Consider the following 12,002-nt stretch of genomic DNA (forward strand, 5'->3'; position numbering starts at 1 on the left):
AAGAGTATGATAATGTATGTCTTAATTATGAAGGGACAGTCCATAAAACTGTCCTTTCATCCATAAGCGGAGAAAGAGGGAATGACATTGTTCTTACACGGCACAAGCAGACAAAATCAACATGGTCATTTAGAAATCGGAGGTGTGGATGCTCTCTATTTAGCGGAGAAATATGGTACACCTCTTTACGTATATGATGTGGCTTTAATACGTGAGCGTGCTAAAAGCTTTAAGCAGGCTTTTATTTCCGCAGGGCTGAAAGCACAGGTGGCATATGCAAGCAAAGCATTCTCATCAGTTGCAATGATTCAGCTCGCTGAGGAAGAGGGACTTTCTTTAGATGTCGTATCCGGAGGAGAACTTTATACGGCTGTTGCGGCAGGCTTTCCGGCAGAACGCATTCACTTTCATGGAAACAATAAAAGCAGGGAAGAACTGCGGATGGCGCTTGAGCACCGTATCGGCTGCATTGTAGTGGATAATTTCTATGAAATTGCGCTACTTGAAGACCTATGTAAAGAAACGGGACACTCCATCGATGTTCTGCTTCGGATCACGCCCGGAGTAGAAGCGCATACGCATGACTACATTACGACGGGGCAAGAAGATTCAAAGTTTGGTTTTGATCTTCATAACGGACAAACTGAGCGGGCGATTGAACAAGTACTACAATCGGAACACATTCAGCTGCTGGGTGTCCATTGCCATATCGGATCGCAAATTTTTGATACGGCCGGTTTTGTGTTAGCAGCAGAAAAAATCTTCAAAAAACTTGATGAGTGGAGAGATTCATACTCATTTGTATCCAAGGTGTTGAATCTAGGAGGAGGTTTCGGCATCCGTTATACGGAAGAGGATGAACCGCTTCACGCCACTGAATACGTCGAAAAAATTATCGAAGCTGTGAAAGAAAATGCTTCCCGTTACGGTTTTGATATCCCGGAAATTTGGATCGAACCAGGCCGTTCTCTCGTAGGAGACGCAGGCACAACCCTTTATACGGTTGGCTCACAAAAAGAAGTGCCGGGTGTCCGCCAGTATGTGGCAGTAGACGGAGGCATGAACGACAATATTCGTCCTGCGCTTTACCAAGCTAAATATGAAGCTGCGACAGCCAATCGGATCGGAGAAGCGCATGACAAAACGGTATCGATTGCTGGAAAGTGCTGTGAAAGCGGAGATATGCTGATTTGGGATATTGACCTGCCGGAAGTAAAAGAAGGTGATCTTCTTGCCGTTTTTTGTACAGGCGCTTACGGATACAGCATGGCCAACAATTATAACCGTATTCCGAGACCTGCCGTTGTATTTGTCGAAAACGGTGAGGCTCATTTAGTCGTGAAGCGAGAAACATACGAAGATATTGTAAAACTTGATCTGCCATTTAAAACGAGTGTAAAGCAATAAAAAAAGCGCCGATTTTTCGGCGCTTTTCTTATTTGAAGATAGATACAATCGCATTCCAGATAGATACGAAGAAATCAATGACTTTCTGGATGAAGTTTTTGCCTTCATCTGACTCTATGAATTTCGTAATCTTATCTTTCGCTTTATCAAGCTGGTCACTGACCTGTCCCCAGTTAATGTCAGCGTTTTTCATCTTATTGAATAGGGAGACAAGCTGATTCTTTTGGCTGTCTGTAAGTGTGACGTTTAAATCAGAAGCTGCGTCGTCCACTTGTTTTTCGATGTCAGCTTTATTATCAGGCACCCCGTTTTTAGCAAACTCTTCTTTGATTTTTGCAATCAGGGCTGCCGCATTTTCGTTACCGATTTTGTCTCCAAGCTCTGATGTCGTGACAAGCTCTTGGTTGGCGACCTGCTTAACATCCTCCGAGATCGCTTCGTCGGAAGAAACTTCATACGCCTTAATCAATCCAGTTAAAGCCGCAGTCCCGGATACTTCAAACGGTGCTGTGACATACACCTTCGCATCTTTAACACCGGCTGTCATCAGTGCATTCAGGTACATTTCATCCGTGATGCCGCTGATATTATGGGTCTCAACATTCAATCCGGAGCCTTTTTTGGCAATGGTGATTGAGGATGAAGAAATCGCTCTCGATCCGATTTGCGCGTTCGATATATATTTTCCTAAATATTCATGTTCTTCCTTATTGGTCACGGTTACCGTTGTGGCATTATCAGGGACATTCATTTCATCAAGCACTTTTTGTTTGTCGGATTCTGACAAATCAGCACCAAGTGTTACAATGACATCTCCAACTGCGGCATCCGCGAGACTGACCTTCGGAACCGTCAGCAGCAAAACGGCCGCTGCCAGCATTCCAATCCAAATTTTCTTCAAAGCAGTTTGACCTCCTTCAATTTCACAAGCAGCTGGATAGTGCTGCTTTGTGAGGACCTGAATCATGAAAAATACAGTTCCGTTAGGTTAGACGGAGATAAAGAGATTCAGGTTTCATTTTTATTTTTTAGTAAAGCCCGGGAGATTCGTTTTCCCCCGAAAGGTGTGGTATAATAGCCGCGACAAGGAGAGACAGACTATAACCTATCATACATAATCTCCTTTGAAAATTAAAATAAAGAAAGTAGGCATACAATTGAAAACAGGTTACTTTTTATTAGAAGACGGCAACAAAATTGAATTTGAACTTTACCCTGAAGCTGCACCGGGAACTGTCGCAAACTTTGAAAAGCTTGCGAACGAAGGCTTTTATGACGGCCTTACATTCCACCGAGTGATTCCTGGCTTCGTCAGCCAAGGCGGTTGCCCGCATGGAACAGGTACTGGCGGTCCAGGATACACAATTAAATGTGAAACAGAAGGAAACCCGCATACACATGAGGCGGGCGCACTTTCTATGGCACATGCCGGAAAAGACACTGGCGGCAGCCAATTTTTCATCGTTCATGAGCCACAGCCTCATTTGAACGGTGTGCACACTGTATTCGGTAAAGTAACAAGCGGATTAGAATTCGCGAAAAACATGTCTAACGGCGATGTCATGAAAGAAGTTCGCGTAGAAGGCTAATCGGCAGGCAAAAGGCTTCCTCTTAGAGAGGAAGCTTTTTTGTTGGCCAAATGGTCAATAAAAAACCGCCGAATGCTGATGGCGGTTGGTAAACCAGGTGTGAAGGAAGGAGTTTCTCAATCCCTAAATAAATGCATTAAAAAGTTTTGGTGACGTTCTGATCAGTAAACTGATGATTAATCATTTTAGCCTTGCTTACGAAGTTATTTTCAAAAACAATACCTGTGTTTAAACCTCCGGAACCAAACACAGATTTGGACAAAGTTAATGGCCTGATCATAAAAGCGCCGCCTACGTTAACTACGCCGTTGCCGGAAATGTTGTTTATATTAATAGGATAATCAATCATACCATCTAATCTCCTTTCATAGTATTCTACTTTTTATATGTATTAGTGCTAGAGTCAATAAGCATAAACTTATTGGTAAAAATATTTAAATGAAGCCTCTTTTTTTCGTTTTTTGAAAAATGTGCATAAAAAAGAGCTTCTTTAAAGCTTCCCGAAACCCAAGTATTTGTCTGTGCTTTTATTCTCTCTGAAAATGGCGGCTTTTCTAGATAATTCAATAAGATCAACTTCTGGTTGACTACAAATAGATATACATTACAATCGGCTCTTCAAAAAACCAGTGAGGACGCATGCTGTAGCCGTGATGTTCCTTTCTTGTAAGAGAACGGTTTCTCCTAAATTTAATAATCTGCTATGATGACCCTCAAATGAAAACATGGGGGAGATAAGGTAGTAACTCCCTTAACCGTATATGTTAGATTTTTCAAACCAAACAAACACCTGACTTGGACGTTGACCAGAACCGCCCTTGGCAAACAATCTGCATCAATATGTATGGACAAGGATAGGGTGCGTTTTTTTATCCAGATAAGATCCCGTCGGAACTACTGAAAATAAAATTGAGCTGATTATACAAAAGTGGATTGGGAATGATAAAGGGACAAAAAAGGTTAAGGAGAAACACATGCAAATTTTGGCGGGGTTACTTGAACAGCATGGATATGCCGTCTTGTTTATTGTGTTAATGTTAGAGCTTATCGCTTTACCTGGGCCTGGAGAATTTCTGATGGGCTATGCGGGTGTTCTCGTGTTTCAAGATAAGTTAAACTGGGCGCTAAGCATGTTAGCGGCAGGATTGGGAAGCTGTGCGGGAGTGAGCATTTCGTATTGGATCGGGTATAGACTGGGCCCTGCCATTTATAAATATGGAGAACGAATTCATTTTGGAAAGGACAGGATGGAAAAAACATCACGCTGGCTTGCACATTACGGAAACAAATTATTTCTTATTGCTTACTTTATACCAGGTGTGCGCCATGTCGCCGGCTATGCTGCAGGCATTACTCATATCCGATTTAGACAGTATGCCATCTATGCGTATTGCGGTGCATTTCTTTGGACCGGCACATTCATTTCACTTGGAAAGTTACTCGGACCGGACTGGGAACAGTTTCATGCCGCAATCAAAAAGTATGTATTGATCGGGAGTTTGTTTGCTGCTATTCTGTTCCTTCTTTTCTACCTGGTCAAGACGCAAAAAAGCAAGATCAGAGAGTTGATCATAGCGGGATTGGTGAAGGGGGCAAGACAATTTCACACCCTTCGCCGTTTAAGGCTTCTGATCGTGTTCACAGCTTTATTGTTTTTGATGTTTGTGCTGTTAATGGGAAGCTTGGTTGAAAATTATATCAATAATGAATTTAAGCCGTTTGATACGATCGTTACACTTGTTGTGACAGTTCTTTTTAACTCACAGTGGCAGTATTGGATGGCAGTATTCGGGGTTTTTGCGTCGAGAGATGTTCTATTAGCCGTTATTGTTGTAACTTTTCTTTGGACAGTATTTAAAGGGCAAGACCGGAAAATCGAACTCTCTTTCTTATTTTTCCTAGTCATTGGCGGAGAGCTTTATGAAGAGGGAATCAGGCGGCTCTTTCATTCCCTTCATCCTGTCCATGCTCCTTTGGAAAGTTACGTCTTATACCCGTTTCCAAGCGAACAGACGTTAACGGCATTTGTCATTTTTGGTTTTTGCGCTTATCTCTTTGTGCGTCATTCTCACAAAGCTCGTCTGCAAACTGTTACATTTTTATCGTTGCTTGTCGTTTTGTTCCTCATCGGGCTGAGCCGTGTGTACTTTCATGAACAGTATCCTAGTGATGTTGTTGGGGGCTACGCCTTCGGCGGTGTTTGGCTCAGTTTGAATGTTTTCGTCATGGAGCTCTTCCGTTTCTCCAGAAGATTTAGCAAGCTGAGAAACGAACCCGATTAGTATGTAGGACGGGTGATTAAAATTAAGAAAACTTTAAAGTTGTACGATTCATTGAGATTGGTATTTTGTAGTAAAATAAATCAAAACAAACGTGATGTATGAAAAGGGGTTCTTTATATGGACAACAAAGGCTGTATAAAATGCGGCAGCACTGAAGCCGGACAAAAAGAAATAGCCACAACCGGCACGGGTTTATCAAAGCTGTTTGATGTGCAGCATAACCGATTTCTAGTGGTTTACTGTAAGAACTGCGGATATTCAGAGTTTTATAATAAAGAGTCTTCAACTGCCGGGAATGTATTGGATTTATTTTTTGGAGGCTGACAATGTTTTTCGAGCTTCACTGATTTAAACATATCATGAAAGCAAAACGGATGCCTGTTAAGTCACCTGTGAAATAAGCTGCCCGTAACCTCTGTCCCTGTGCAGGATAAGGATGCTGACGTTGATGCCGTCCAGGTTATGTTGAACTATGAAGTTGAAGTTCAATTTCTCAAGCGACATTTGAGGAAGGCCTGGTTGTGATCGACAAGAAAAAATAGGCATGAAGAAGATGAAGATTAACAGTTTGTAAAATCACTTCAATGGTCCTAATGGGATTTCTTTTCGATTCGTGATAACATAAATTGAAGACCGTTGTTTATTGGAGGAAATCAGTTGAAATCAGAAAATGTTTCGAAGAAAAAAACAATATTAGAATGGGCAAAAGCAATTGTGATTGCTGTCATTCTTGCTTTGCTCATCCGCAACTTTATTTTTGCGCCGTATGTCGTTGACGGTGAATCCATGGAACCTACACTTCACGATCGTGAAAGGGTCTTTGTTAATATGACAGTCAAATATATCGGCGAGTTTGATAGAGGAGACATCGTCGTGTTAAACGGAGATGATGTTCACTATGTCAAACGTATTATCGGCCTTCCCGGCGATACAGTTGAGATGAAGAATGACCAGCTCTATATCAACGGGAAAAAGGTGGACGAACCTTATTTGGCAGCTAATAAAAAGAGAGCGAAACAGGCCGGTAAACATTTGACCGATGATTTCGGCCCGGTTAAAGTGCCTGATAACAAGTATTTTGTGATGGGTGACAACCGTCGGAATTCCATGGACAGCCGTAACGGACTTGGCCTCTTCACGAAAAAACAAATTGCGGGTACGTCAAAGTTTGTTTTCTACCCGTTTAACGAAATGCGCAAAACAAATTAGAGTCAAGCAGACCCATTGGGGCTGCTTTTTTTATATCTTTTTTATGGTTATCCCCCAAAACCAGAACATAAATTCGTATATCTATAGAAAAGAAATTTTTGCAGAAATGTGAAACATGTTCCCGTTATGTATCGTTATATTAATAATTTACGAGAATTTACGGTTTTTTATTCATGAAAAAAAGGAATAACTCATATGAATGAATAGATTCATATTGGCTGGAGGTTTAGATATGGGAAGAATAAAAACCAAGATTACCATTCTGTTAGTGCTTTTGCTTTTACTTGCAGGCGGTTATATGTACATAAATGATGTTGAGCTGAAGGATGTCCCGACAGCAATCGGACAAACCTTGTCCTCGGAAGAAGAGGAATACACCATCCAAGAATATAAAGTAACGACAATCGACGGCTCAGAGTATCATGGAGTAGCAGAAAACGGAACGAAAATCATCTTCAACGGAAAAAAATTAAATCAGGATTTATCTGATATAAAAGAAGGTGACAAGATTAAGGCATACTTCAGCAAATCAAAGCGGATCGATGGATTAATCAAGGTTGCAAAAGTGAATGATTAACAAAACATCACCTTTCAGATCGAAGGGTGATGTTTTTGTTTTTCTCAAATTGTAAGTTTATTTCATTGCGTACTTTTAGAAGGATCGCTATAATAGCCAATAAGGACAAATGAATAAAGATTGTATCCTTCGGGGCAGGGTGGAAATCCCGACCGGCGGTAGTAAAGCGAATTCGCTTTAGAGCCCGTGACCCGTGTGCATAAGCACGCGGTGGATTCAGTTTAAGCTGAAGCCGACAGTGAAAGTCTGGATGGGAGAAGGATGATGAGCCGCTATGCAAAAAGTTTAAAAATGCATAGTGTTATTTCCTATTGCGTAAAATACCTAAAGCCCCGGATTTTTCATAAATTCGGGGCTTTTTTTGACGGTAAATAACAAAAGAGGGGAGGTAAACAAATGGAAGAGTATTATATGAAGCTGGCATTAGATCTTGCGAAGCAGGGCGAAGGACAGACCGAATCAAATCCGCTCGTCGGCGCTGTTGTCGTAAAGGACGGACAAGTTGTCGGAATGGGCGCCCATTTAAAATATGGGGAAGCTCATGCAGAAGTTCATGCTATCCAAATGGCTGGAGCACATGCAGAGGGTGCCGACATTTACGTTACACTCGAACCGTGCAGCCATTACGGAAAAACACCGCCATGTGCAGAATTGATTATCAATTCTGGCATCAAAAGAGTGTTCGTGGCGATGAGAGATCCTAACCCGCTTGTGGCTGGAAGAGGGATCAGCATGATGAAAGAAGCCGGCATTGAGGTAAGTGAAGGCATCCTGCCAGACCAGGCGGAGAAGCTGAATGAAAAATTTCTGCACTTTATGAGGACAGGCCTTCCGTACGTCACACTAAAAGCGGCCGCAAGCCTTGATGGCAAGATAGCTACCAGCACGGGTGACAGCAAATGGATCACATCAGAGGCTGCAAGACAGGATGCTCAGCAATACAGGAGAACACACCAAAGCGTTCTAGTCGGAGTTGGCACGGTGAAAGCCGACAATCCGAGCTTAACTTGCAGACTGCCGAATGTAACAAAACAGCCGGTTCGGGTTATACTTGATACCGTACTCTCGATTCCTGAGGACGCTAAAGTGATTTGCGATCAATTAGCGCCGACATGGATTTTTACAACGGCACGCGCAGACGAGGAAAAGAAAAAACGGCTTTCCGCTTTCGGAGTGAACATATTTACACTGGAAACCGAGCGCATTCAAGTTCCCGATGTTTTGAAAATCCTAGCGGAAGAAGGCATCATGTCGGTGTATGTGGAAGGCGGTTCAGCTGTTCACGGAAGCTTTGTCAAAGAAGGTTGTTTTCAAGAAATCATCTTCTATTTTGCCCCTAAACTAATCGGAGGAACGCTTGCTCCCAGCTTAATCTCCGGTGAAGGTTTTCAATCAATGAAAGATGTCCCCTTATTACAATTCACTGATATAACCCAAATCGGCCGTGATATCAAACTGACGGCCAAACCGACAAACGAGTAGGATGGTGACCATGTTTACAGGAATTATCGAAGAAACAGGCACAATCGAGTCCATGAAAAAAGCAGGGCATTCAATGGCCTTAACAATTACATGCTCAAAGATTTTAGAGGATGTTCATCTTGGCGACAGCATTGCAGTGAATGGTATTTGTCTGACTGTCACTGATTTTACAAAAAATCAATTCACAGTGGATGTTATGCCTGAAACAGTCAAAGCTACGTCACTGAATGATTTATCAAAAGGAAGCAAAGTAAATCTGGAAAGAGCGATGGCGGCAAACGGCCGTTTCGGAGGCCATTTCGTCTCAGGCCATGTCGACGGAACTGCGGAAATCACACGAATTGAAGAGAAAAGCAACGCAGTTTACTATGATTTAAAAATGGACCCGTCTTTAACCAAAACATTGGTTTTAAAGGGGTCAATTACCGTGGATGGCGTGAGCTTAACCATATTCGGCCTGACAGAAGACACAGTGACGATTTCTTTAATACCGCATACGATCAGCGAAACGATCTTTTCAGAAAAAACAATCGGCTCTAAAGTGAATATCGAATGCGATATGATCGGAAAATATATGTATCGATTTTTGCATAAAGCCAATGAAAATAAGACCCAACAAACCATTACAAAAGCCTTCTTAAGCGAAAACGGCTTTTAGAGAGGAAGATTTGCATGTTTCATCCGATAGAAGAAGCACTTGACGCTTTAAAAAAAGGTGAAGTCATCATCGTTGTAGATGATGAAGACAGAGAAAATGAAGGAGACTTTGTGGCTCTAGCCGAGCATGCAACGCCGGAAGTGATTAACTTTATGGCGACACACGGAAGAGGGCTGATCTGCACGCCTCTCAGTGAGGAAATTGCAGACAGGCTTGATCTTCACCCTATGGTTGAGCATAATACAGATTCTCACCATACTGCCTTTACCGTAAGCATAGACCATCGTGAAACGAAAACAGGTATCAGCGCTCAAGAAAGATCATTTACTGTTCAAGCTTTGCTGGACAGCAAATCCGTGCCATCTGATTTTCAGCGTCCGGGGCACATTTTTCCTCTGATTGCGAAAAAAGGAGGTGTCCTGAAAAGAGCGGGCCACACAGAAGCTGCTGTTGATCTTGCTGAAGCCTGCGGATCTCAAGGAGCCGGCGTCATTTGTGAAATTATGAATGAAGACGGAACGATGGCGAGAGTGCCTGAGCTCATTGAAATTGCGAAAAAGCATCAGCTAAAAATGATCACGATTAAAGATTTGATTCAATACCGTTACAATCTGACAACACTAGTCGAGCGTGAAGTTGACATTACGCTGCCTACTGATTTTGGCACATTCAAGGTTTACGGATACACAAATGAGGTAGATGGAAAAGAGCATGTCGCATTTGTGATGGGGGATGTGCCGTTCGGAGAAGAACCGGTATTGGTCCGGGTGCATTCAGAATGTCTCACAGGTGATGTGTTTGGGTCTCATCGCTGTGACTGCGGTCCGCAGCTTCACGCCGCGCTGACCCAAATTGCCGCAGAAGGCCGCGGAGTGCTTCTGTATTTGCGCCAAGAAGGACGAGGCATCGGTTTAATCAATAAATTAAAAGCTTATAAGCTTCAGGAACAAGGCTATGACACCGTCGAAGCCAATGAGGTGCTTGGATTCTTGCCGGATCTTCGCAACTATGGCATCGGTGCACAAATTTTACGCGACCTCGGTGTGCGGAATATGAAGCTTTTGACGAATAATCCGCGGAAAATCGCAGGCCTAGAAGGCTACGGACTCAGTATTTCAGAAAGAGTGCCGCTTCAAATGGAGGCGAAAGAGCACAATAAAAAATATTTGCAAACCAAAATGAACAAGCTGGGTCATTTACTTCATTTCTAATCACAAATATCACAAAAAAGGATGGGAATCATATGAATATCATACAAGGAAATTTAGTTGGTACAGGTCTTAAAATCGGAATCGTAGTAGGAAGATTTAATGATTTTATTACGAGCAAGCTGCTGAGCGGTGCAGAAGATGCGTTGCTCAGACACGGCGTAGACACAAATGATATTGATGTGGCTTGGGTTCCAGGCGCATTTGAAATACCGTTTGCTGCGAAAAAAATGGCGGAAACAAAAAAATATGACGCTATTATCACACTAGGCACTGTCATCAGAGGCGCGACGACTCATTATGATTATGTCTGCAATGAAGCTGCAAAAGGCATCGCGCAAGCCGCAAACACTACTGGAGTACCTGTCATCTTTGGAATTGTGACAACTGAAAACATCGAACAGGCTATCGAGCGTGCCGGCACAAAAGCGGGCAACAAAGGTGTAGATTGTGCTGTTTCTGCCATAGAAATGGCAAATTTAAACCGCTCATTTGAATAATTTGCTGAAAACAGTTTAAAAATATGGCGAAAATGATATAATGTGAGAAAACGGATCACCTATTCGTATCCGTTTAATAGCAGACTGGACATTTTGGATATAGAGGGGTTTTTATGTTAATTCGTTATAAAAAATCGTTTGAAAAGATTGCGATGGGACTTCTTTCGTTTATGCCGAATGAAAAAGACCTTAAGCAGCTTCAGCAGACAATTAAGGACTACGAAACGGATACAGACCGCCAGCTCTTTCTTTGGAAAGAGGACGAGGATATCGTCGGAGCAATCGGAGTCGAAAAAAAGGATTCTGAGGTAGAGATCCGGCATATCAGTGTGAATCCTTCTCATCGCCATCAAGGAATCGGAAAACAGATGATGGATGCTTTAAAGCATTTATTCAAAACGCAAGTGCTGGTTCCAAATGAATTAACGCAGAGCTTTTTCGAACGTTGTCAAGATCAGCAGGATCAAGACATTTCATACAATAATTAAGCAGAGGCTGTGATCAGCCTCTGCTTTTTTTTCTGCGTTCTATTTCTTTTTCACGTTCGCGGATGACGTCAGTTCGATCCCGCAAACGGTGTTTGTCGATAAGAAATGTGTCGCTAAGTGTGCTGGGCTGCCCCCATGTATACTTTTTATTCTTGCATTCGTTCCGGCAAGCTTCCTTTAATTTCTCATCTTTGATCGGCAGCATAATGCTTTTATAGGCAGATCCGGTTTCGATTTGTTCATAAACTGTTTGCATAAGCTCGAGCAAACGCCCATGATCGAGCCCTAAGTCTTCGACTGCCTGGTGTTCTGCTTGAAGAATCCGGATGCTGTTCGCCATCAGTCTCTTGGCCCCGGCTGTATTCTGCCTTCTGTGATGATATAAAGCAACTGCAAGCTGAATAAAGCCGACCCAATAGCGTTTTCGTTTCTTTGGCGGATCTTCCTTCCAATATTCTTCTAATATTTCATGGCATTCAAAATAATCCCGTGTCGCGTGAAACTCAACGAGATAATCTATATAAGCTTTTGGATACAAGGTGCTTCCTCCTTTAATGTCTTTTAGTGTAACACAGGAAGGATAAAAGGAAAAAAGAACGCTC

At 42.5% G+C, this 12,002-nt stretch carries 14 protein-coding genes and 1 riboswitch; of the genes, 11 read left to right on the forward strand and 3 right to left on the reverse strand.

Annotated elements, in window-relative coordinates; all coding sequences use genetic code 11:
• Nucleotides 1-87 precede the first annotated feature (87 nt).
• Nucleotides 88-1,407 (forward strand): diaminopimelate decarboxylase, encoded by a 1,320-nt coding sequence (gene lysA, locus ACQXR1_RS06425; protein WP_040083773.1) that lies wholly within the window; start codon nt 88-90, stop codon nt 1,405-1,407.
• Between the two features lie 28 nt (nt 1,408-1,435).
• Here lysA and ACQXR1_RS06430 read toward each other — a convergent pair whose 3' ends face one another.
• The gene (locus ACQXR1_RS06430) at nt 1,436-2,308 is read right to left on the reverse strand and encodes a DUF1002 domain-containing protein (protein ID WP_071580442.1); all 873 of its coding nucleotides are present in this window, start codon (nt 2,306-2,308) and stop codon (nt 1,436-1,438) included.
• Between the two features lie 256 nt (nt 2,309-2,564).
• Between ACQXR1_RS06430 and ACQXR1_RS06435 the strand changes: the two genes are divergently transcribed.
• Nucleotides 2,565-2,996 (forward strand): peptidylprolyl isomerase, encoded by a 432-nt coding sequence (locus ACQXR1_RS06435; RefSeq protein ID WP_003223931.1) that lies wholly within the window; start codon nt 2,565-2,567, stop codon nt 2,994-2,996.
• A 136-nt stretch (nt 2,997-3,132) separates the two neighbouring features.
• Here the strand turns inward: ACQXR1_RS06435 and ACQXR1_RS06440 are convergent, their stop codons facing one another.
• Nucleotides 3,133-3,345: a spore germination protein gene (locus ACQXR1_RS06440; protein ID WP_014664471.1), complete on the reverse strand. Its 213-nt coding sequence runs from the start codon at nt 3,343-3,345 to the stop codon at nt 3,133-3,135.
• 625 nt (nt 3,346-3,970) lie between these two features.
• Here ACQXR1_RS06440 and ACQXR1_RS06445 point away from each other — a divergent pair.
• From ACQXR1_RS06445 to ribT, 9 genes are all read left to right on the forward strand, one after another.
• Nucleotides 3,971-5,278: a VTT domain-containing protein gene (locus tag ACQXR1_RS06445; protein WP_306289682.1), complete on the forward strand. Its 1,308-nt coding sequence runs from the start codon at nt 3,971-3,973 to the stop codon at nt 5,276-5,278.
• Nucleotides 5,279-5,395: 117 nt separating this feature from the next.
• The gene (locus tag ACQXR1_RS06450) at nt 5,396-5,602 is read left to right on the forward strand and encodes a zinc ribbon domain-containing protein (protein ID WP_418657185.1); all 207 of its coding nucleotides are present in this window, start codon (nt 5,396-5,398) and stop codon (nt 5,600-5,602) included.
• A gap of 333 nt (nt 5,603-5,935) precedes the next feature.
• The gene (gene sipS, locus ACQXR1_RS06455) at nt 5,936-6,487 is read left to right on the forward strand and encodes a signal peptidase I sipS (RefSeq protein WP_430771874.1); all 552 of its coding nucleotides are present in this window, start codon (nt 5,936-5,938) and stop codon (nt 6,485-6,487) included.
• Nucleotides 6,488-6,719: 232 nt separating this feature from the next.
• Nucleotides 6,720-7,064, forward strand: coding sequence for a hypothetical protein (locus tag ACQXR1_RS06460; RefSeq protein ID WP_071580445.1), 345 nt, complete (start codon nt 6,720-6,722; stop codon nt 7,062-7,064).
• Nucleotides 7,065-7,185: 121 nt separating this feature from the next.
• Nucleotides 7,186-7,330, forward strand: a riboswitch (FMN riboswitch).
• A gap of 130 nt (nt 7,331-7,460) precedes the next feature.
• Nucleotides 7,461-8,546 (forward strand): bifunctional diaminohydroxyphosphoribosylaminopyrimidine deaminase/5-amino-6-(5-phosphoribosylamino)uracil reductase RibD, encoded by a 1,086-nt coding sequence (ribD, locus tag ACQXR1_RS06465; RefSeq protein WP_430771875.1) that lies wholly within the window; start codon nt 7,461-7,463, stop codon nt 8,544-8,546.
• Nucleotides 8,547-8,556: 10 nt separating this feature from the next.
• The gene (ribE, locus tag ACQXR1_RS06470; RefSeq protein WP_014664463.1) at nt 8,557-9,204 is read left to right on the forward strand and encodes a riboflavin synthase subunit alpha; all 648 of its coding nucleotides are present in this window, start codon (nt 8,557-8,559) and stop codon (nt 9,202-9,204) included.
• A 14-nt stretch (nt 9,205-9,218) separates the two neighbouring features.
• Nucleotides 9,219-10,415, forward strand: a complete 1,197-nt coding sequence (locus ACQXR1_RS06475) for a bifunctional 3,4-dihydroxy-2-butanone-4-phosphate synthase/GTP cyclohydrolase II (RefSeq protein ID WP_430771876.1) — start codon at nt 9,219-9,221, stop codon at nt 10,413-10,415.
• Nucleotides 10,416-10,447: 32 nt separating this feature from the next.
• Nucleotides 10,448-10,912 carry a 6,7-dimethyl-8-ribityllumazine synthase gene (ribH, locus tag ACQXR1_RS06480; protein WP_003223915.1) on the forward strand — a complete coding sequence of 155 codons (465 nt, stop codon included), beginning with the start codon at nt 10,448-10,450 and terminating at the stop codon, nt 10,910-10,912.
• 113 nt (nt 10,913-11,025) lie between these two features.
• Nucleotides 11,026-11,400: a GNAT family N-acetyltransferase RibT gene (gene ribT, locus ACQXR1_RS06485; protein WP_014664461.1), complete on the forward strand. Its 375-nt coding sequence runs from the start codon at nt 11,026-11,028 to the stop codon at nt 11,398-11,400.
• Between the two features lie 13 nt (nt 11,401-11,413).
• On the opposite strand, the gene ACQXR1_RS06490 is transcribed toward ribT, so the two are convergent.
• A complete protein-coding gene (locus ACQXR1_RS06490) occupies nt 11,414-11,938 on the reverse strand; it encodes a DUF309 domain-containing protein (RefSeq protein ID WP_069839193.1) in 525 nt (174 codons plus the stop codon).
• Nucleotides 11,939-12,002: the final 64 nt, after the last annotated feature.

Origin of the sequence: Bacillus sp. ATD (genome assembly GCF_050585765.1) — a bacterium.
In the GTDB taxonomy this organism is placed as follows: Bacteria; Bacillota; Bacilli; order Bacillales; family Bacillaceae; genus Bacillus; species Bacillus stercoris.